General features: G+C 66.6%; 14 protein-coding genes. 7 read left to right on the top strand and 7 right to left on the bottom strand.

The window, feature by feature from the left end; genetic code table 11:
- The first annotated feature begins 18 nt into the window (after window positions 1–18).
- The 7 genes from AC0KXH_RS05555 to AC0KXH_RS05525 all read left to right on the top strand — a co-directional run bounded on the left by AC0KXH_RS05555 (window position 19) and on the right by AC0KXH_RS05525 (window position 8373).
- Window positions 19–2154 (top strand): type VI secretion system Vgr family protein, encoded by a 2136-nt coding sequence (locus AC0KXH_RS05555; RefSeq protein WP_488224315.1) that lies wholly within the window; start codon window positions 19–21, stop codon window positions 2152–2154.
- Entirely contained in the window at window positions 2151–2996 is an 846-nt protein-coding gene (locus AC0KXH_RS05550; protein WP_488224314.1) for a DUF4123 domain-containing protein, read from the top strand. Before AC0KXH_RS05555 ends, AC0KXH_RS05550 begins: the two co-directional genes overlap by 4 nt.
- Window positions 2993–3721, top strand: coding sequence for a hypothetical protein (locus AC0KXH_RS05545; protein ID WP_488224313.1), 729 nt, complete (start codon window positions 2993–2995; stop codon window positions 3719–3721). The genes AC0KXH_RS05550 and AC0KXH_RS05545 overlap by 4 nt, the downstream gene beginning before the upstream one ends.
- Window positions 3722–3786: 65 nt before the next feature.
- Window positions 3787–4518, top strand: a complete 732-nt coding sequence (locus AC0KXH_RS05540; RefSeq protein WP_200293243.1) for a hypothetical protein — start codon at window positions 3787–3789, stop codon at window positions 4516–4518.
- Window positions 4519–4524: 6 nt separating this feature from the next.
- Entirely contained in the window at window positions 4525–5445 is a 921-nt protein-coding gene (locus AC0KXH_RS05535; RefSeq protein WP_488224312.1) for a hypothetical protein, read from the top strand.
- Window positions 5446–5451: 6 nt separating this feature from the next.
- The gene (locus AC0KXH_RS05530) at window positions 5452–6216 is read left to right on the top strand and encodes a hypothetical protein (protein ID WP_234292957.1); all 765 of its coding nucleotides are present in this window, start codon (window positions 5452–5454) and stop codon (window positions 6214–6216) included.
- Window positions 6217–6222: 6 nt separating this feature from the next.
- Window positions 6223–8373 (top strand): lipase family protein, encoded by a 2151-nt coding sequence (locus tag AC0KXH_RS05525; protein ID WP_488224311.1) that lies wholly within the window; start codon window positions 6223–6225, stop codon window positions 8371–8373.
- Between the two features lie 86 nt (window positions 8374–8459).
- Here AC0KXH_RS05525 and AC0KXH_RS05520 read toward each other — a convergent pair whose 3' ends face one another.
- From AC0KXH_RS05520 to AC0KXH_RS05490, 7 genes are read right to left on the bottom strand one after another with little or no spacing between them, the layout of a single operon-like run.
- Entirely contained in the window at window positions 8460–9905 is a 1446-nt protein-coding gene (locus AC0KXH_RS05520; protein ID WP_488224310.1) for an amino acid adenylation domain-containing protein, read from the bottom strand.
- Window positions 9892–14445, bottom strand: coding sequence for an amino acid adenylation domain-containing protein (locus AC0KXH_RS05515; protein ID WP_488224309.1), 4554 nt, complete (start codon window positions 14443–14445; stop codon window positions 9892–9894). The genes AC0KXH_RS05520 and AC0KXH_RS05515 overlap by 14 nt, the downstream gene beginning before the upstream one ends.
- 8 nt (window positions 14446–14453) lie before the next feature.
- Window positions 14454–15206 carry a 2,3-dihydro-2,3-dihydroxybenzoate dehydrogenase gene (gene dhbA, locus AC0KXH_RS05510; protein WP_041107305.1) on the bottom strand — a complete coding sequence of 251 codons (753 nt, stop codon included), beginning with the start codon at window positions 15204–15206 and terminating at the stop codon, window positions 14454–14456.
- A 13-nt stretch (window positions 15207–15219) separates the two neighbouring features.
- Window positions 15220–18321, bottom strand: a complete 3102-nt coding sequence (locus AC0KXH_RS05505) for an amino acid adenylation domain-containing protein (protein ID WP_488224308.1) — start codon at window positions 18319–18321, stop codon at window positions 15220–15222.
- Complete coding sequence (locus AC0KXH_RS05500; protein ID WP_200628124.1) at window positions 18318–19184, bottom strand: isochorismatase family protein; 867 nt, start codon at window positions 19182–19184, stop codon at window positions 18318–18320. The genes AC0KXH_RS05505 and AC0KXH_RS05500 overlap by 4 nt, the downstream gene beginning before the upstream one ends.
- An 11-nt stretch (window positions 19185–19195) precedes the next feature.
- Complete coding sequence (locus AC0KXH_RS05495; RefSeq protein ID WP_488224307.1) at window positions 19196–20821, bottom strand: (2,3-dihydroxybenzoyl)adenylate synthase; 1626 nt, start codon at window positions 20819–20821, stop codon at window positions 19196–19198.
- Entirely contained in the window at window positions 20818–21990 is a 1173-nt protein-coding gene (locus AC0KXH_RS05490; RefSeq protein WP_224109578.1) for an isochorismate synthase, read from the bottom strand. The genes AC0KXH_RS05495 and AC0KXH_RS05490 overlap by 4 nt, the downstream gene beginning before the upstream one ends.
- Between the last annotated feature and the right edge of the window lie 135 nt (window positions 21991–22125).

Raw genomic sequence — 22125 nt, 5'->3', positions numbered from 1 at the left:
CTGACGGAGGAACAAGGAATGTTCAACCCGGCCAACCACCCCCATTTCAGCCTGCAGCTGCCGGTCGAGCACGACCTGCAGGTGCTCGAATTCCGCGGCCGCGAGGCGCTCTCCACGCCCTTCGCCTTCGAGGTCGAACTGGTCAGCGAACGCCCCGACCTGGAGCTGGAGTCGCTGCTGCACCAACCGGCGTTTCTCGCCTTCGCCCCGGACGGGGCCGGCATTCACGGCCTGGTCCATCGCATCGCCCAGGGCGAGTCCGGCAAACGCCTGACCCGTTATCGCCTGACGCTGGTGCCGCAGCTCGCCTACCTCGCACACCGCAGCAACCAGCGCATCTTTCAGCAGCTGACCGTGCCGCAGATCGTCGCCCGGGTGCTCGAGGAGCACGGCATCCTCGCCGGCGTCGGCCATCGCTTCGACCTCGGCCCGGTGGTCTATCCCGAACGCGAGTACTGCGTGCAGTACGACGAGAGCGACTTGCATTTCATCCAACGCCTCTGCGAAGAGGAAGGCATCCACTATCACTTCCAGCACAGCGCCGACGGCCATGTGCTGGTGTTTGGCGACGACCAGACGGTGTTTCCCACGCTGGCGCCGGTGGCCTACCAGCAGGACTCCGGGCTGGTCGCCGATCAGCCGGTGATCAAGCGCTTCGGCCTGCGCCTGGAGACTCGCACCAGCCGTGTGATCCGTCGGGATTACGACTTCGAGAAACCGCGCCTGACCATGGAGGCCGCCTTTCAGAGTGACTTCCAGCCGGACCTGGAGGATTACGACTACCCCGGCCGCTTCGTCGACCGCAGCCGCGGCAAGCACCTGGCCCAACGCGCCTTGGAACGCCACCGCCACGACTACGAACGGGCCGAGGGCGAGAGCGATCAGCCCTCGCTGGTCAGCGGTCACTTCCTCGAGCTGACCGAGCATCCGAGGGCCGACTGGAACCAGCTCTGGCTGCTGGACGAGGTGCTCCACGAAGGCAAGCAGCCGCAGGTGCTGGAGGAATCGATCACCAGCGCGCCCAACTTGCACAGTGCAACCCCCTCTCCCCGCCGGGGAGAGGGCTGGGGTGAGGGGAAACTGGCCGCCACCGAGTTCCACCAGGGTTACCGCAACCACTTCACCGCCACGCCCTGGACCGTTCCCTACCGTCCGGCCCTGCGCCACACGAAACCCAAGGTCCTCGGCAGCCAGACCGCCGTCGTCATGGGACCCGCCGGCGAAGAGATCCACTGCGACGAGTACGGCCGGGTGAAGGTCCAGTTCCACTGGGACCGCGAAGGCCAGGCCGACGACAAGACCAGCTGCTGGCTGCGCGTCTCCTCCAGCTGGGCCGGCGACCGCTACGGCGGCATCGCGATTCCGCGGGTCGGCATGGAAGTACTGGTGACCTTTCTCGAAGGCGATCCCGATCAACCGCTGGTGACCGGCTGCCTGTACCACGCCGAGCACGTGGTCCCCTACGAGCTGCCGGCGAACAAGACCCGCACCGTGTTCAAAACGCTGAGCTCACCCGGCGGTGGCGGCTACAACGAACTGCGCATCGAAGACCGTAAGGGCCAAGAGCAGATCTACCTCCACGCCCAGCGCGACTGGGACGAGAACATCGAGCACGACCAGAAGATCCGCGTCGGCCACGAACGCCACGACACCGTCGAGGCCAACAGCCACAGCGAGTTCAAGGCCGAAGAACACCGCACCACCCACGCCGACCGCAAGACCGAAGTCCGCGCCAACGACCACCTCACCATCGGTAACAGCCAGCACCTGAAGATCGGCGCCGGGCAATTCGTCGAAGCCGGCAACGAGATTCACTACTACGCCGGCAGCAAGGTCGTCATCGACGCCGGCATGGAACTCAGCGCCTCAGGCGGCGGCAGCTTTCTCAAGCTCGACCCCAGCGGGGTGACGCTAAGCGGCGCGACCATCCGGATGAACTCCGGCGGCGCAGCCGGGAAAGGGGCTGGCATCCAGGTACAGGCTCCCGCAAGGCCCAACGCCGCCGAAACGGACCAGGCCGGCGCTCGTCCGAAGCTCGCACTGGCCAATGCCCAACTGCAGATCGCCCGCAAGGCCCGCCAGCTCGGCGCCAGCCGCTGCCCGCTCTGCGAGGCGTGTCGCGAAGGCCTTTGCGACACGGGAGCGGCCCGATGAACGACTACGTGGATCGGTGGCTGGATGAGCAACAGCAGCAACAACGGCAACTGCTGTTGATCGTCGACAGCCTGGCGGAACCCGACCCCATCAGGGAGCTGTTCGCGGCCGACCTGATGCACGACTACCTCAACCTATACAGAGGCACCGCATTCGCCGACCTGGCGGACGCCGGTCCCTGGCTGATCCAGCTGAGCGAAGCGGACGTCGCTGCACTCCAGCCGCTGCTCGATGCCCCGGAACGCAACTGGGGGTGGCTGGCCAGTGCCGATCGGATCGACCTTCACACCCTGCAGGACCACTGGCAGGCACGCATGCTGATCGAAGACCAAGGCCAGCGTGCCCTGTACCGGTTTCAGGACAACCGCGTCATCGCCCGACACCTCGGCGCCCTGGCACCCGAACAGCGCGCTCCGCTGCTGGGACCGCTAGTCAGCGTACTGTGCTGGGACGGTCACGCGTGGTCGACATTCGACAACCCCAGCCCTGGGCCCTGCCCCGCCCCGTTCGCAACACCCTGGCTCGAACTCCCAGAGCCAGCGGACGTCTCGCGGCAAATCCGCCATCACAACCTGTTGCAGTGGCTCTGGCAGGAGCATCCCGCCCATACCACGACGCTGGCCGAGCAGGTCGTGCTGGGTGACTGGCTCGACGAGCAATTGACCCAGGCCGAGCAGTGGGGATGGCACACGCCCGAGCAGCAACGCTTCCTGCTGCAGTGCCGCCTGCAGCCGGCCCTGGCAGCGCAACCGTTCTGGACGCCTCAAGCCACCGAGTCCCCCGCGCAACACTTCGATCGCTGCCAGAGATCGGTTGCCCGCCTGGAGCCGAGTCACCCATGACCCACCATGCCCCGCAGTTGACGACCATCGGCCTAGTCGCCTGCCTCCTCGCCGGCTGCGGCTCGTTCGCCCCCCTTGCAGGCGAGAGCTTCACGCTCGAAGGCCAACTGCCCGCCAACTTCGCAATCAAGGCCCAAGCACATTACGGCGTCACCAACGGCTGCGAAGGCCGCAGTCAAATACGCTCCTTCGAGCGCGACTTCGAGGACGCGCCTCACGCGTATCGATTCCGGATCCCGGTCAGCTACCGCGAGGGCCTCTGCGCAATGCAGCTGGCACGCGTCGGCCTGTTCATTCACGGTCGCTACGGAGACAAGGATTGGCAGCGCACCTACGACAACGGCGGCCTGGTGCTGGTCGACACCCTGCCTAAGGGCGCTCCAGGCTTCGACGCGAGCGGTACATTGAGCAAGACGGCGGAATGTACATGGCTCTTTCAACTCAGCAGAGCCCGTTCTAGAGAAGGCGAGATCAGTAAATTGCTGAACTGCAAAAATGCGGGAGCTTACTTAGCAAGCAATGATCTCCCTAACAAAATGGTTCGCCTGATTTTCACCGTAAACGCAGAAGAAGAGCCATCAGTTAACCGCAGGTGGATAAAAACAGATAATGGCTGGCGCCCATGCAAGGGGACCGAGCAGTCAGAACGCTGCCAAGCCACCCCAAATTTTAAAAAATTCCAGCTAAACGGCCATGAATGCATTTTTTATCCAAACTGCACATAACTATTAGGCAATTTAAAGATAGCCGCGAGCACAGAAATCTGGTCACTTATACGAAAACTCTGCATATGTCCCCCCCTTTCCGACACGTGCTCGTAGCCAGCTTAATCGGCAGCTTGCTCACCGCCTGCGGAACGCTGCCCTCATTCTCAGGCGACAGCTTCACGTTCGAAGGCCAGTTACCTGCCAACTTCGCAATCAGGGCGCAAGCACATTACGGCGTGGCCAATAGCTGCGACGGCCGCAGTCAAACACGCTCCTTCGAGCGCGACTTCGAAGACACACCTCACGCGTATCGATTCCGGATCCCGGTCAGCTACCGCGATGGCCTCTGCGAAATGCAGCTGGCGCGTGTTGGCCTGTACATTGACGGTCGCTATGGAGACAAGGATTGGGAGCGCACCTACGACAACGGCAGCCTGGTACTGATCGACACCTTACCTAAGGGTGCTCCAGGCTTCGACGCGAACGGCACCTTGAGCAAAACGGCGGAGTGCACATGGCTGTTCAAAATGAGCACGGCGATATCGCGCAAGGGCGAAATTGACAAATTACTATCTTGCAAAGGCGCCGGCGCATTCCTAGTTACAAGCGAATTACCGGACAAAATTGTTAGCTTGTCATTTAAGTTAAGCCAGAACGAAGAACCAGCAAAAGTTAACACCTGGATAAAAACTCGCGGAGGCTGGAAGCCCTGCCTGCCTAAACCAGGTTGGCAAAGCTGTCAAAGCCCACCAACCTTCCAAAAATTTAAAATGCAAAGCCGGGAATGCTCCGTCTACCCAAACTGCACGGAATAATCAGGGATGACAATAAGCACCATCGAGATGGTTTACTGCTTTTTTAATATGTTGTGGATCTCCTGTCGATCAACAGGCACACAGCGCCAGTACTCTCCATATTTTTTCAATCAATACGAGCAGGAGATTCGTCGCGTAACTTCGGATCTAATCAATACTGCCGTCGCACCGAAACCGCGGCCAGTCTCGCCAAACCCCCTCCGCCATGTCCATTCACTACTCGTAATCGGCCTGAGCTACAGCATGCTAGCCGGCTGCGCCTCGCTTACTGGCAACCGCTTCACGCTCGAAGGCCAACTGCCCGCCAACTTCGCAATCAGGGCCCAAGCACATTACGGCGTGGCCAATGGCTGCGAAGGCCGCAGTCAAACACGCTCCTTCGAGCGCGACTTCGAGGACGCGCCTCATGAGTATCGATTCCGGATCCCGGTCAACTACCGCGATGGCCTCTGCGAAATGCAGCTGGCACGCGTCGGTCTGTTCATTCACGGTCGCTACGGCGACAAGGATTGGCAGCGCACCTACGACAACGGCAGTCTGGTGCTGGTCGACACCTTGCCCAAGGGTGCTCCAGGCTTCGACGCGAGCGGCACCTTGAGCAAAACGGCGGAGTGCACATGGCTCTTTCAACTAAGCAAGGCGCGCTCCAGAAAGGGCGAAGTAAGCAAACTATTGAGTTGCAATAACGCAGGAGCCTACCTGGAATATAGTGAATTAACTAACAAAACCGTTAAGCTCAACATAGAAACCAACACTAAAGAAAAACCTTATTTGCGAGGGTACTGGTTAGAAACATCACACGGCTGGAAACCCTGCACTGGACGATGGGGCACACATTACGAAGAACTGTGTACAGCACGCCCCCTCTTTCGAAAATTCAGGATGAATAACCGTGAATGCACCGTTTACCCAAACTGTACAGAGTGATCACGGATGGAAAAAATCAACAGCACCCGTCAGCCCCCTATACACCGCCCTATACCGGACCTGCTGACAATTGGCCTGCTCGCCAGTTTTCTCTCCGGCTGCGGCTCGCTCGCCCCGCTTACAGGCCAGAGTTTCACGCTAGAAGGCCAACTTCCTGCCGACTTCGCAATAAAGGCGCAGGCCCATTACAGCGTCACCAACGGCTGCGATGGCCGTAGCCAGACGCGTTCCTTCCAGCGCGACTTCGAAGACACACCTCACGCGTATCGATTCCGGATCCCGGTCAGCTACCGCGATGGCCTCTGCGCAATGCAGCTGGCACGCGTCGGTCTGTTCATTCACGGTCGCTACGGCGACAAGGATTGGCAGCGCACCTATGACAACGGTGGCCTGTTACTGGTCGACACCTTGCCTGAGGGCGCTCCAGGCTTCGACGCAAGCGGTACATTGAGCAAGACGGCGGAATGTACATGGCTCTTTCAACTTAGTAGAGCGCAATCCAGACAAGGCGAGATCAGCAAACTGCTGATCTGCGAAAATGCAGGGGCGTATTTACCCCGCCTTGAACTTCCAGCAAAACATGTTCAGCTGTCATTTAAAGTCAACTCAGCGGAGCGCCCATCTCGGAAAAACACTTGGATAAATACGCCAACAGGATGGAAGCCCTGCCTACCCAAAACAGGATGGCAACGATGCCAAAAACCACCTGTATTTAAAAAATTCAAAATGAACGGCCTAGATTGCACCGTATACCCAAACTGCAAGGAGTAAACAGGGATGAATAGCACGGCCAAGGAGGGCCTCGAATGTCCGCTACAGAATCACAAGGTCAGCTTTCGATTGGTAGATGAACACGGAGATGGCCGCCCCTTTGCCGGCCTACGGTATCTGCTTCACGATAGGCATGATCAGACATTGGAAGGTAATTTAGACGGCGAGGGATTTGCGCTAATAGCCAGTACTCATTGCGGCCCCTTAGTTCTTGACCTTTCGGACAAGCTGTCGCGATATGCAGATCCTTGGTATGAAGAACTTTCTCTCAGGGACGCTTTCCCGCTCCCCCTAACCGCACTACAAATAGCAGCCGAACAATCTCCCTCCGGCCCGCGCGGGCCAGACGGCCGGACTTATCTCGCCGAAGCACGCGCAAGGCAGGAGAATGCCGTCTTTCATCGCGTAGAAGTCAGTGACTTCGCTGATGCCAAGGCTCATCTACCAGAGCCCGACGCGACATGGGGCCCGCGGCCGTCGGTCATGCTCAAGCAAAACGCCGGCCCTGCCCGCGAGCAGCCTGGGGTAGCGCTCGCTTCGAACAGCCACCATGTGCTGGAAGTGAAGGCGCTACGCGCTTACAGCCCACTGTTTTCGCAAAGCAAGGCGTTCTGTGCCTTGAATGCCTACCACCTGGCCGTGATGAGCACTTTCGCCTACGCCCCGTTCAGCAAGCCTCGCGAACCGGGCATCGCCTATACCTCCAGCCCTCCCCCTTACACCAGACCGGGCTCGATTGGGCATGTTCTACGCGAGCAGTTGGCGCAACTGCAGAAATCGCAACTGTTCGATAGCGCCCGCTATGACCTGATCTACGAGGAGGTGCCTTATTCAAAGCGTCTGGAAATCATGCCTTACGACCCGGAGCGCTATCAGGATGAGGCGCTGAAAGGCTGGCGCACCCCGGAAGATGTCCATTTCCTGCACGACGAACAATCCAACACCCAGGCCTTCATTACGCACAGCGACAAGGTCATGCTCATTTCGGTGCGCGGCACGCTTGAGCTGGAGGATTTCTTGCTCGACGCCGATGCCCGCCAAGTACCGATCAAGGACGGTACCGGCCAAGCACATCGCGGCTTCTATAACGGCTTCAACGCTGCCAAGGCCTTCGTCGAACGCTATATGGAAGCGTTCTATATGGAGCAGAGCGTCGTTATCTGCGGGCACAGCCTCGGCGGAGCCGTTGCGCTGCTTCTCGCCGAATGGGTGAACCAGCACTGGACGCCCGATACGCAGCTCTACACCTTCGGCGCCCCTCGTGCCGCCGACCGGGCCTTCGTCCAGGCGGCGAGCGGCCTCACTCACCACCGTCTGGTCAACCACAACGATCCCATCCCCGGGGTCCCCTTCGTCTGGATGGATGCCGAGTGGAAACTGGCAGCCGCCGGGGTAGTGGCGCTGTTCAGCGCTCCGGCAGTCGGGATATCCCTGCTGCTGGGTGGCTTGCTCAATCTCGAGGGTGACCCCTACGAGCACCACGGTGAGCAGCGCCACTTCGTGCCGCGAAAACCAGGCGGAGGCAGCGAAAGCGCCGTGCTCTGGCAAGCCGACTGCGCACTCATCGAGGACCAGGCCTGCGCGCGCTATTGCGGCGCGCTGAACCTGCAGGACGACATGCCACAGCGTGCCGCGCTGATCGACCAGTTGGCCTCGGCGGCCGAGCACTCCAGCAACAGCGGCTACAGCCGCGCCATGCTCACCACGCTGTTGCGCTGGCATGCCGGGGTCACCGAGCGCGACGGGGCGTTGTTCACGCCGGATGAAATCCAGGATATCCAGAGCCTGATCCGTCGCGCCGAAGAAGAACTGGCCAGTTGGCAACCGCGGAGCTTTGCCGAGTTTCGCCACGAAATCAGAAACCGTCATGACCGCCGCTTCTACAACAAGACCGACGCGCAACTGCTGCAGCTGTACAACGAGGGCATCACCGCCGTCCGCCGCCTGACCGCACGGCAGCGCGACGCCCTGGACCGGGCCAGGCAGCGGCTGCTGAGCGAAGCGGACCGGCCGCTGACCGCCGAGGACGTCTTGGGCGAACTCTGGCGTCGGGAGGATGTGCCGGCCCTGGTTTCCGACTGGCTTGCGCTGGACGCCAACCGCGAGGCCGCGCGCCTGGCGGCTCAAGACGGCGCGCCGAGACCGGCCGTCGTCTGACGCCCGAACGCGCCTCGAAGCCAGGCCGAACGACCACGTCATCGAGGCGGGCGCCGCCAGTTCGGCTCCGCCTCGATTTATTCTTCTCACACGTGCTCCGGCAGGCGCTTGCGATCGATCTTGCCGCTGGCCGTTCTCGGCAGGTCGTCGAGCAGCATGATCTTCGCCGGAACCATATAGGCCGGCAGTTGCTGCAGCAGCGCCCGGCGAATGCCAACCCGCGTGAGTTCAGCGCCCGCCACCGGCACCACGTAGGCGACCAGCCCGGCCTGTTCGCCGCGGCCGAGCAGCCTCACCGCCGCGTCACGCACGCCGGCAATTGCCCGTAACGCGGCCTCGACCTCGCCGAGTTCGATGCGAAAGCCGCGCAACTTGATCTGGTCGTCCTGGCGGCCGCGATAGGCGAAGCGGTCCGCACCGAGCCATTGCACGCGGTCGCCGGTGCGATACAGCCGCCGCCCCGCGTGATCGATGAAGGCGGCGGCAGTGAGTTCGTCGCGCGCCCAATAGCCTTCGGCCAGCGAGCGACCGGCGATGCACAGTTCACCTTCGTCGCCGATCTGCACCTCGCAGCCGGCCTCGTCGAGCACCAGATGACCATAGCCGTCGAGCGTGCCGGCCAGAGGCACGCCGCCGATGGCCGGTGGCGACCCGACCCTGGCCATCATCGACCAGACCGTCGCTTCGGTCGGCCCGTAGCAGTTCCACAGCTGCCCGACGCAGCCGGCCAGGCGCTCGGCCAGGGTCGCGTCCAGGGCCTCGCCACCGCAGAGCGCCAGCAGCCGCTGGTTGCCCGGCCAGCCCGCCGCCAACAGCATCCGCCAGAACGCCGGGGTGGCCTGCAACACGTCGAGGTCACTGCGCGCGGCTAGCAGCGCGGCCAGCGCGACCGGGTCCTTGTTTCCGGGCGCACAGGCCACCTCCACGTAGCCGCCGACCCATAGCGGGCCGAGCATCTCCAACAGCGAGATATCGAACGCCGGCGTGGTGATGAACAGCCAGCGCGCGGCAGGCGACAGGTCGATGCGCCGCGTCGCCGCATCGAGGAAACCGGCCAGCGCGGCGCGGCCGATGACCACACCCTTGGGCCGGCCGGTCGAGCCAGAGGTGAACATCATGTAGGCCGGCAGCCCCTCGTCCTGCTCGGGCCATTCCAGTTCGCCCGACAGCCCCGGACGCAGCCGCCAGGTCGGCACCGGAAATGCCACTGGCTCGTCCTGCAGCACCAGCGCCAGTTGCGCTTCGGTGGCGATGGCGTGCAGCCGGCGCAACGGAAACTCCGGCTCCAGGGGGACGAAGCACAACCCTTCGCGCAGGCAGGCCAGCACGGCGGCGACCAGGTCGGGCGAGCGCGCCAGATGCAGGCCGACGCGATCACCGGCCACCAACCCGCACCCGCGCAGCTGCACGGCGATGGCGGCCACTCGCGCCTGTAGTTCGGCATAGCTGAAGTAGGCGCCCAGGCAGCCCAGGGCCGGGCGGCCGGCGCTGTGCAGGAAGCGCTCGCTGAATTGCCGCTCAAGCACAGGCATGGGACGGCTCCTCGGACTCGGCAAGCGCCAGCAGATTGCCGCGCAGACGATCGAGCAGGCGCTCGCTCGCCTCCGCCTGCAGGCAACCGATCTGCCGCAGCACCAGACAGCCATCGAACAGGCCGCCATGCAGGCTGACCAGCTCGGCCGACGGGTTGTCCGTAGCGCTCGGCCGCCCCGGCGCCAGCGGCAGCGCTTGCCAGTCGCCGCCACCGCTACCGTAGCTGCCCAGGTAGTTGAGCGCGATCAGCGGCAAGGGCAGCGCCTCGCGCCAGCGCTGGCGCAGCGGCAGATAGCCCACGCCCTTGTCCGGCACCGCGCGCACGCAGGCCACCGCCTCGGCGACCAGCGCCGCCCAGTCCGGCCGGTCGTCGAGGGCGACGGGGAACTGGCTGGTGAACCAGCCCAGGGTACGGCTGAGGTCAAGGCTCGGGTCGATGGGTTCGCGCCCGTGGCCCTCGAGCATGATCCACTGCCGAGGCCCGAAGCCCAGCTCATGCAGGGTCCGGGTCAGCGCCGCCAGGAGCAGCTCGCGCAGGTCGGCACCGTGGCGGCGCGCGATGTCCCGGCTCAGCCGCGCGCTGAGCGCCGCATCGAGCCTGAGCGCATGCTGCTGCGCCTGCGTGGAACGGGGCCAGCCGGGGGGCGCCTGGCGTGGCATGCCCGCGACCAGGGCACGCCAGTAGTCGAGCTGATGTTCGGCACGCTGCGCATAGGCCTCCAGCGCCCGGCCCCACTGGCGGTAGCTGCTGGTCTTCGGCGGCAACGCTTCGCCGCGGGCCAGGCGAGCCAGGTCGTCGAGCAGGATGCGCCAGGACACGGCATCGATCACCAGGTGATGAAAGGCGACGAACAGCCCGCGACCGCCACCGGGCAGCCGCTCGATCAGCGCCCAGGCCAGGGTGCGCCCCTGCTCGGGCTGCATCCGGCTCTGCAGCGCACTGAGGGCCGCCTGCAAGCCTTCCGCACCGAGCTCGGCGGCGTCCAGCTCAGCCGGGCGCCGAAGCGGTACATGCGGCAGGTAACGCTGCCCGTCCGGCGTGACCGCCAGGCGCAGCGCATCGTGTTGCTGCAGCAGCGCTCGCATCAGGTCCATCAACTCGGCGACGCCGACTGCCGCCGGCAGGCTGACCACCACGCCCTGGTTCCAGTGCTGCGGCGAGGCGAAGGGCTGCTCGAAAAACCACTGCTGAATCGGCTGCAGGGCAAAGGGCTGGTCATCGAGCACGCCCTGTTCGGCGACCACCGCCTGCACCTCGCGCGGTTGCCCCAGCACGCGGCACAGTCGCCGTACCGTGCGCGCCTCGAACACTTCGCGCACGCTGCAGGCATGCCCGGCCTCACGCAAACGGGTAGTCAGCTGGATGCTCAGAATCGAGTCGCCACCGAGGGCAAAGAAGTCGCACTCCACGCCGCAGGGGCGCTCCAGCACCGTTTGCCAGAGCCTGAGTACCTCGGCCTCCAGCGCGCCGGCCGCTGGCACCGCCGGCTCGGCGTCGAGCGTGACGGCGGGCAGGCGACGCCCGTCCAGCTTGCCGTTGGCGGTCAGCGGCAGCTGCTCGAGCAACACCAGGCGCGCCGGCACCATGTAGTCGGGCAGACGGCGCGCCACGTCCTGCAACAGCGCATCGGCCGAGGGGCGCCGCATGGCATCGACCGCCGCGTAGGCCACCAGCGCCTGGCGCCGCCCTTCTCCGGTAAGCACCACCTTGACCTGCCGCAGGGCCGGGCAGGCGGCAGTCAGTTGCGCCTCGATCTCGCCAGGCTCGATGCGATAGCCGCGCAGCTTGATCTGCTCGTCGAGCCGCCCGAGGTACTCGAAGCATCCATCGCCCCGTTGCCGTGCGCGGTCGCCGCTGTGGTACAGCCGCACCTCACGACCGGCGAGCCGATGCATGCGAAACGCCTGCGTCGTGCGCTGCGGCTGGTTCAGATACCCGCGGGCCAGGCCCAGCCCGGCCAGGCACAGCTCGCCAGGCACGCCCGGCGGGCAGGGTTGGCCCTGCTCGTCGAGAATCAGCGCCTGCATGCCGTCGATCGGCTGGCCGATGCTCGGCCGCGCGCCCACAGCCAGCTCGCAGGTCAGCGCCGTGACGGTCGCCTCGGTCGGCCCGTACATGTTGATCAGGCGGAACTCCCCGGCCCAGCGCTCGACCAGCGCGGCCGGGCACGCCTCGCCGCCGAAGCCCACGGCCTTTAGCGTGGGCAAGCGTCTGTAGGGCAAGGCTGCGAGCACGGCGGTGGCGAAAATCATGTGCGTGGCGCGGCTCGCCGCGATGGCATCGAGCAGGCGCTCGTCCGGCTCGGCCCAGAGCAACGCCGCGCCGTGCACCAGCGGCAGCAGCGCACACATGTTGCCGGCGTCGAAGGACAGCGACATGCAGTCGAGCATGCGGTCGCCGGGGCCGATCTGCAGGCGCCGGCCGTGATCGCGCAAGAGATTGAGCAAGGCGCCGTGCTCGATCATCACGCCCTTCGGCTGGCCGGTGGAACCGGAGGTGTAGATCACCTGCGCCAACGCCTGCGGGTCCGCCTCGAGTGCTGGCGAACGAGACGGATAGCTCGCCAGCTGGGCCAGCAGGGCCGGCGCGGCGATGTCGACCCAACGCACCGCGACGGACGGGAACGCCGCCTCGCCGGTGCCAAGCACCAGGGCCAGCTCGGCGTCGGCGACGATATGAGCGATGCGCTCGGCCGGCTGCGCGGGGTCGAGCGGCACATAGGCCGCCCCCGCCTTCCAGACCGCCAGCAGCGCTTCGGCAAAGGCGTTCTCGCGCCGTGTCAGGATGCCGACCCGACGCCCCGCGGCGCCCTGCCCGACCAGCCAGTGCGCCAGCCGGCCGGCCCGCGCATCCAGCTCGGCATAGCTGATCGGCTCGCCAGCGAACAGGGCCGGCGCATCCGGCTGCGCGCGCCCCCTCGCCTCGAACGCGCCCAGCGCGGTCTGGCCTGCCGGGTAGCCTCTGGGCAATGCCTGCACGCGGGCATCGAGCGCGGCCAGATCCGCCGCGCGGGTCATCGGCAGGCGCCAGATATCGGCCTCGGGGTCTTCCAGCACCGCATCGAGCAGGCACAGCAGCCGCGCGGCATAATCTTCGATGGTGGCGCGTTCGAACAGCGCCGTGGCGTAAAGCCAGTCGATGCGCACCTCGTCCATCAGCTCGGTCACCTTGACCGAAATATCGGTCTTGGCCGGCAGCGCCGGAGAGGTTTCCTCCAGCGCGCTGCAACCGGGGATCAGGTCGTCGAAATCCACCCGTGCCTGGTACACCAGCATGATCTGGAAGACCGGATTGATCGCCGTATGGCGCGCCAGCCCCAGCGCCTCGATCAGCGCCTCGAAGCGGAACAGCTGATGATCGAAGGCAGCCAGATCGTCTTCCCGGCATTGCAGCAGGTAATCGCAGAAGCGCTGGCGCTCCGGCAAGCGGGTGCGCAACACCAGCGTGTTGACGAAAAAGCCCAGCAGCCCCTCGATTTCCGGGCGTTCACGGTAGGCCAGCGGCGTGCCGACGACGATGTCGCGTTCGCCGCTGTGGCGCGCCAGCAACAGGGCGAACAGCGCATGCAGGCCAATGAACGGCGAGGTGTTGTAGCGCCGGCACAGGGCGCACCAGCGCGCCCAGCGGGCGTTGTCCAGGCGGCTGAAGACGACGGCCCCGGCGCTGCCCTGGCGCGCCGGGCGCGGGTGATCGAGCGGCAGGCTGTGCACCTCGGGGATGCCCTGCAGGCGCTCGACCCAGAACGCGCGGTATTCGTCGTGGTATTGGCGAAAGCTCGGCGAGTTGAACCAGTGCGCGTAGTCGATGAAATTCAGCGCCGGCTCGCCCCAGCTCAACGGCTCGCGGTTCTGATAGGCGAGAAACGCGGTTTTCAGCTCGGCGAAGAGGTTTTTCACCGACCAGCCGTCGGAGATGATGTGGTGCTGGTTGATCAGCAGCACATGCTCGCTGTCGGCCAGGCGCAGCAGGTGTACGCGGGTCAGCTCGCCACTGGCGAGGTCGAACGGCCGCTCGATTTCCGCTCGCACCCGTTCGGCGACCCGCGCCTCGCGAACCGCTTCGGGCAGCGCGCGGTAATCCTCCTGCTGCAAGGCGAAACCGCGGTGCGGCAGGATCTCCTGCCGGCCGTGCCCGGCCTCGTCGCGCACGAAGCGCGTCCTCAGGCTGGCATGACGGGCAACCAGTGCATCGAAGGCAAACGCGAGCGCCGCCACATCGAGCGCGCCGCGCAGACGAAAGAACACCGGCATGTTGTACAGGTGCGAGCGCTCCTCGTACTGCTCGATGAACCACAACCCGCTCTGTGACGAGGACAACGGCCCACCAGTGGCTCCGCGCGCGGCGATCGGCGCCTCGAACGCCTGGCGCGCCCGCAGGCAGCGCACGATGGCGTCGCGATGGCGGCGGATGAGTTCGCCCAGCTCGGCGGTGATTGCCTCGCGCGCCGATTGCGAGACCAACTGGCCCTGCGCATTGAGCGCCAGTTGCACGCCGTTTCGTTGCAGGTGCTTGAGCAGCCCGACGATGTTCTCTTGCATGTGGTCTCCTAGAAGGTGGCGCCGCCGTCGATGACGATGTCCTGCAGGGTGATGTGGCTGGCGAGATCCGAGGCGAGGAACAGCACCGCGTGGGCCACTTCCTCGGGCGTGGCGATCTTTTGCAGCGGGATGCCCAGCTTGAACTGCTCGGGAAAGCCGGCGATCGTCCGGGCCCGGCCGCGGTCGTCGGGCCACATGGCCCGCTGCATCGGGGTATCGGTCGAACCTGGCGAGACCAGGTTGCAGCGCACGCCGTGCGGCGCCAGCTCCAGGCCGGCGGTGCGCACCAGGCTGGTCAGCGCTGCCTTGGAGGCGGCGTAGGCGGCCATCTGCATGCGAGGCACGCGCGCCGCGTTGCTGCTGACCGCCACCACGGCGCCGCGGCCGCGTGCCTTGAAACGTGGCATCAACTCGCGCAGCAAGTAGAACGGCCCGCTGAGGTTGACCCGCAGCGAGTCATCCCAGTCCTCCAGGCTCAGGGCCTCGAGCGCACCCAGGCGCAGGATGCCGGCGACGCTGGCCAGCACGTCGATGCCCTCGCGCTCACCGAGCAGGTCCCGGCAGGTCTGTTGCACCGCCTGCGGATCGCCGACGTCGAGCCGATAGGTGGCGAAGCCATAACCGGCCTCGGGAAACGCCAGGTCGAAGCCCTCGACCTCGCCGCCCAGGCGGGCAAAGCCCTCGGCCACGGCGCGACCGATGCCGCGGCCGGCACCGGTGACCCAGATGCGGCGCCCCGTGAAATCCATCCGTTCGTTCATGCGCGGCGCTCCTTCACCAGACCAGCTCCACCTGCTCCTCGGGCTGCCGCAGGCGGCCATCGAGGAACCGGCAGAAGTCGCCCAGCACCGGGTGATCGAAGACATCCGAAACCTTGACCGCCATGCCGAACTCGGCGGCCAGGCGATTGACGATCTGGATGGTTTGCAACGACTGGCCGCCGAGCTCGAAGAAGTTGTCCTGCACGCCGAGGCCGCCGACGCCGAGGATCTGCTGCCAGATCGCCGCGACCCGGCGCTGGGTGGCATCGTCGAGCGTCTCGCCACGCGCGCCGTCGAGGTAGTCGGCACGCAAGCGCCGGCGATCGAGCTTGTTGCTGGCCGTGCGTGGCAGCAGCCGGTAGTGACGCCAGTCGCTCGGCACCATTGCCGCCGGTAGACGCCCGGCGAGCGCCCGGCGCAGGCCGCGCAGGTCGTCGCATGGCCCGCCGACAAAAGCCACCAGGCGACGCAACCCGCCTTCGAGTTCGAGGCCGATCACGCAGGCCTCGTCGACACCGTCGAGCGCCAGCAGCGCCGCCTCCACCTCGCCGGGCTGGATGCGGTATCCGCTGATCTTGAATTCGTTGTCCAGCCGGCCGAGGTAAACCAGCCGTTCGCCGACGCGCCGCACACGGTCGCCGGTGCGATATACGCGCTGCGGCCGATCGCCGATGCGCAGCTCGCCGAACGCCGGCGAGTCGCTGTTCAGGTAGCCCTCGGCAAGCTGGGCACCGCACAGCACCAGCTCGCCCTCGCCAGCCGGACGATTCCCGCGCTCGAGCACCAGCGCCGCAACAGCGGCCAGCGGATAGCCGATGGGCAAGGCCGAGCCGTCGGCCGGGTAGCCCTGCAGATCACAGCTGGTGGCCACCACCGTGGCCTCGGTCGGGCCATAGGTGTTGATCAGCCGGACGCGCCCGCCCGCCGCCTGTTGCCAGGCCACCAGCTGTTCGGGGTGCACCGCCTCGCCACCGATGATCAGTGTCGACAGCGCGGCCGGCACGCCGACCTGGCCGCTGCGCAGGGCGACCACCCATTCGTTCCAGAAGGCCGTGGGCAGGTCGGCAACATCGATCGCCAGCGTTTCGAGCCCTTCGACGAAGGCGCCGACCGATTCGAGCAGGGCGTCGTCACGCAGCACCAGCGTGGCGCCGGCAGCGAGGCTGACAAAGATCTCCTCGATGCTGGCGTCGAAGTTGAACGGCGCGAACTGCAAGACGCGCAAGCCGGCCTGGATGCCATAACGCAGGCGCGCGCCCTGCACGAAACTCGCCAGCGCAGGGTGCCCGACCGCCACCGCCTTGGGCGTGCCGGTCGAGCCGGAGGTGAACATCAGGTAGGCCAGTTCGCTCGCGGCCGGGGCGAGCGGGCGCCGCCCACCCTCGGCCAGCGGCCCGAAGAGGTCTATGGGGCCGTCGAAGACCGTGGCCAGGCGGTGCTGGTAAGCCGCTTCGGTCACGACCCGCGCGAGCGCTGCCGCCGAGCAGATCAGCCGCTGGCGCTCGTCAGGCTGCGCCGGATCGAGCGGTACATAGACGGCGCCGGCGAGCATCACCGCCAGCGTTGCGACGATGGCCGCCGGGGTGCGCGAGAGCATCACCCCGACCCGCTCGCCCGGCTGCACGCCCGCCGCCTGCAATGCCGCAGCGACGCGCTCGCTCCTTACCAGCAGCTCGGCGTAGGTCAGGCGCACGTCGCCCTGCTCCAGCGCGATGCGCCCGGGGGCGGCCTGCGCCTGCCCGCGCACGGCATCGAGCACCGGCAGCGCGGCATCGAGCGCGGCACGTTCGTCAGCCGGCGCGCACAGCAGGTGCCCGGCACGGCGCGCGGCGAAGAAGCGCTGCAGAGCCTCTCCGTGCGCCAGCTGCGGCTCGCTCAGCCAGTACGCCAACAGGCCGAACAGCTCGTCCTGCAGCTCGCCGAGCTGGGCCTGGCAATAGCAGGCGGGGTTGGCGTCGTAGGCGAGCTCCGGCACGCCGTCGGCGCCCACCAGCACTTCCAGGGTGAGGTCTTCGACCGGCCCGGCACTCAGGTTCAGCGTCCGCGCAGCCAGGTCGCCGTATTGCAGCGGGCGGTCGAACGGCATGATGTTGACCAGCGGCCCGAACAGCCGCTGCTCGCCGCCGACCCGGCCGAGATCGCGCCGCAACGCCTCGTAGCGATAGTGCTGGTGACGGCGGTCGCGGCGTCGTTGCCGGGCGACCTGGCGCGCACAGGCTGCCAGGTCTGCCGTCTCTGGCAGCGCCAGTACCAGCGGCGCGATGTTCATCTGCATGCTGGGCACGTTGCACGAGGCCGAGCCGATGCGATTCATCACCATCAGGCCCAGTACCTGCACCGGGCTGCCGCTGGTCTGGCCGAGCTGGGCGGCGAGCACGGCCAGCAACAGATCGGCCCAGCCGATGCCCTGTTCCGCGGCGTAGGCCTGCAACCCTTCCCAGAGCGGCGCGGGAAGGCGTTGCGTGTGACGCAGGAAGGCCGCGGCGATCGGCGCGACGCGGTCGCTGAAGCTCGCCGGCTCGGGCAGCCCGGCCAGCTGCTCGCACCAATAGTGCCGCGCCTGCTCCAGCTGCCCGCCGGCGCTGCGCGCGGCCTCCTCGGCGTGCACCTCGGCCAGCTGGCCGAAACGGCTGGCCGGTACCGCTACGCCGCGCAGCCGCGCGTCATAGTGCTCGGCAATGCGCTGGAACAGCAGGTTGCTGCCGTAACCGTCGAGCGCAATGTGGTGCACACAGCTGTAGAGGTAGTCGCCCGCCTCGCCCTGCAGCAGGGCGAAGCGACACGGCCGGCCGCTTTCCAGCTCGAGCGGCCGGCGAATGTCGGTCAGCGCCCAGGCGCGTACCCAGGCCTCGGCGTCCGCCTCGGCGGGAATGGCGAGGCGCTGCACCTCCAGCGCCAGCGCCGCGGGCTGGAAGAAGGCGGCGTCGCCGCTGCGCGCGAAATGTCCGCAGAGCGCCTCGCAGTCGTCCACCGCCGCCCGCAGCGCCTCGAGCAAGACCTCGGGTTGGACCTTGCCGGCAAAGGCGATGCACTCGGCGGTGTTGAACATCGCCCGGTCCTCGTTCAGCAGGTAGGCCGACCAGAGCCCCTGCTGCGGCACGCCGAGCGCAATCATGCGGCACCTCCCTGCGCTTGGATCAGCGCCCACCAGCCATTGAGCGTCGGCGTGCGCGCCAGGTCGGTGAAGGTCAGCTCCAGGCCGCGCTCGCGCCATTCGCTGAGCAGGGTCATGACCTGAATCGAATCGAGCCCATAGTCGAGCAGGTTGGCATCGGCATCGAACGGCTCGTCCACCTCATCGAGCAGTGAGAGCAGGCGCGCCTGCAGCGCCTCGCGATTGAATGCGCCCCCGCTGCCGAGGCTCAGCACTTCGCGGCAGGCGAGCACCTTGCCGCAGCGCCCGGCGACATAGTCCAGCGCCATGCGGTGCTCGGCCGCGCTGAAGTCGGCGATGCCATCGGCCAGGAGAAAGGGCTGCACGTCGCGCATGAAGGCGTCGCAGGCGGTCATCAGGCAACCGATGTGACCATAGACGCCGCCGATGATCAGCTGGTCGCGACGCAGCTCGGCGAGCAGGTGCTCGAGCGGCGAGCGCTGGAAGGCGCTGTAGCGCCACTTGGTGAGCACCGTATCGCCGGCCTGCGGGGCCAGCCCGGCGACGATACCCTGGCGCGTGGGTGCACGCGTCAGGCCCGGGCCCCACAGGTCGTTGAGCAACGCGCGGTCGGCGGCCGCCTGCTCGCCCGGCTGCGCGGTGTAGATCACCGGAATGCCGAGCGCCCGGCAGTGCGCGCACAGCGCCGCCAGGCGCTCGACCAATGCGGCGACGAAGGGGCTGTCCGCGCCCCAGAAGTCGAGGAAGTAGTCCTGCATGTCATGAATCAGCAGCGCCGCGCGCGCCGGTTCCAGCGTCCAGTCGACGCGGTTGGCCGCCCATTCGGTGGGCACGGCATAGGGCATGAGCGAGGGAATGGCCATCAACGAAATCCTTATTCGGGGGTACAACGCCGGGCAGCGAGCAGCCGGCGCAGCTGGGTCTTGTCGAGCTTGCCCACCGCCGTGGTGGGCAAGGTTGCGAGGCGCTCGAAGCGGTCGGGGAGCTTGTAGTCGGCCAGCCCCTGCTCGCGCAGGAAGCGACGCAGTTGTGAGCCCTTGAGCGCAGGGTCGGTACTGGCGATGAATGCGCAGCTCTTCTCGCCCATGGCCTCGTCGGGCATGGCGACCAGTGCCGCATGGGTGACGGCCGGATGGGCCAGGAGCAGGTTTTCCACCTCTTCGGCCGCGATCTTTTCGCCGCCGCGGTTGATCTGGTCCTTGATGCGCCCGACCACCACCAGATAGCCGTCGGCCCGCTGCTGCACCAGGTCGCCGGAACGATAGAAGCCCTCGGCATCGAAGGCGCTGGCGTTGTGCGCGGGCGTCTGGAAGTAGCCACGGATGGTGTAGGGGCCGCGTGTCAGCAGCGCGCCGGTCACGCCGGGAGGCACCGGCTGGCCATCGCGATCGACCACCCGCAGCTCGTCGTCCGGGCTCATCGGCTGCCCCTGGGTGGCGAAGACCCGTTCGTCGTCGTCCTCCAGCCGGGTGTAGTTCACCAGCCCTTCGGCCATGCCGAAGACCTGCTGCAGCCGGCACCCCAGACGCTCCGGTACCTGCCGCGCCTGAGCTTCGGGCAGGCGCGCGCCGCCGACCTGCAACAGCGATAGCGAAGCCAGCTCCGCCCGATGGCGTGGCGCGGCCTGCAGCCAGAGCGACAGGGCCGGCGGCACCAGCGCGGCGACGTTTATCCGGTGCCGCGCAATCAGCGGAAAACAGGTCGCCGGCCCGGGGTCCGGCGCAAGCACCACGCAGCCACCGGCAACGAACACACCGAGCGCGCCCGGCGAACTCAGCGGGAAGTTGTGCGCGGCGGGCAGCGCGCAGAGGTAACGCGTGTCGGCATCGAAGCCGCAGATCTCCACGCTGCGCCGCACGCTGTAGTAGTAGTCATCGTGCGTGCGCGGAATCAGTTTCGGCGTGCCGGTGCTGCCACCGGAAAGCTGGAAGAACGCGACCTCGCCGGCCGGCGTCGGGCACGGCGCCCGCTCGGGCACGACCGGGTCGAGCCAGGCGCGCAGGTCGATCATCGCGTCGTCGGCACCGGCAAGCAGCACGCTGTCGAGGGTCGGCACCCGCGTCATCAGCGCGTCGAGAAAGGCGTCGTCGGCGAACAGCGGGTGCGCGCGGCTGGCGATCAGCAGGCGCGGCTGGATCTGCTCGGCATAGGCATCGAGCTCCACGCGGTTGTGGCTGAACAGCGCATTGACCGGCACCACACCGACCTTGAGCAGGGCGAAGAACACCACATAGAACTCCGCCTGGTTGCCCAACTGCACCAGTGCGCGGTCGCCCCAGCCCAGCCCCTGGTTGGCCAGGCGCTGGGCGAGGTTGCCGGACAGCGCCTCGAGTTCGGCGTAGCTGAGCCGGCGCTCGCCGTCGAGCACCGCGGTCGCTGCGGGTCGCTGTTGCGCCTGGCGGCTGAGCAGCTGGCTGAGCGGCTCGCCGATCCAGTAGCCGGCGCGGCGATAGCGCTCGGCAAAGGCCTGCGGCCAGGGTGTGAAGGGCACCAGGCTCATGCCGCGCCCCCCTCGAGCCCGAAGGCCGCCAGCATGGTGCCGAGCTTGGTCGTGGTTTCCTGCCATTCCTGTTCCGGCGACGACGCGCTGACCACACCGGCGCCGGCGAACAGCCGCACCTGGCGCCGCTCGATCACCCCACAGCGGATCGCCACGGCCCATTCCCCGTTGCCGGCGGCATCGCACCAGCCGACGATGCCGCCGAACACGCCGCGGTCGAACGGCTCCAGTTCGCCGATCAGACGCTTGGCGACGTCGGTGGGAAAGCCGCACAGCGCAGGCGTCGGGTGCAGGCGACAGGCCAATGTCAGCGCCGACTGCTCGGCCTGCAGCTGGCCTTCGATACGGGTCGCCAGGTGCCACAGCTTGCTCGTCGCGAACAGCGACGGCTGCGCCGGAATGACCAGGCGCTCGCACAGCGGTGCCAGTTGCCGGCGGATCTGCTCGATGACGAGGCGATGCTCGTGGCGATCCTTGGCCGAGGCCAGCAGGCGATCGGCCGCGGCGTCGTCGGCATCGACGTCGCGCTGGCGCCGTGCCGAGCCGGCCAGCGGATGCGTCAGCACCTGCCGCCCGTCCTTGCGCAGCAGCAGCTCCGGGCTGGCGCCGACCAGCACACCGCCTTCGGGCAGCCCGACGCAGAAGTGATAGGCCTCCGGGTTTTGCCGGCGCAGGCGCTGGAACAGCGTCGGCACACAGGGCGCGCGCTCGAACTCCAGGCGCAGCAGGCGCGCCAGCACGGTCTTGCTCAAGGTGCCGCGCTGCAGGTGCTCGAGCGCCTGGCGCACGCCGGCCTCGAACCCGGCGCGATCGGGCTGCGCCTGGCAGCTGCGCGGCTGCCCGCAGGGCAAGCCGCAGACTGCCGTCGGCGCGGGGCTCGGCGGTAGCCTGACCAGATGTTCGGGAATGAACAGCCGCGAGGGCTGCGTCTTGTCGAAGGGGATCACACCGACGGCGGTCGGGTTGTCGAGCCCGGCAGCCCGGGCCCGGCCGAAGGCGTCATGCAGGGCCGCGCCGAGCGCCTCGCCTGCGTCGCCGGCCGGCTGGTCGATCGTCTCCAGGCAGCCCGCGGCTTCGAGACCGCCGGCCGGCGAATAGAATCTGAAACCAAGCGCCACTGTCGGCCCTGCCTGGGCCATCGGGGCAACCGCGTGAGCGAGTGCGTTCACCGCTTCCTCCACCATTAATCTAAATCAGAATTGTTCTCATTAGTGATGCGAGAAGGGAACCTAGACCCGCCTGGCGGATGCGTCAAATTGTTTCTGAGGTTGATTTGCACCCATTCGGTGCAGGCCAATAGCCAT

This window comes from Stutzerimonas sp. CXK-1 (genome assembly GCF_057738225.1).
The sequence above is the reverse complement of the archived record's forward strand: the minus strand, read 5'-3'. Positions and strand labels throughout refer to the sequence as shown.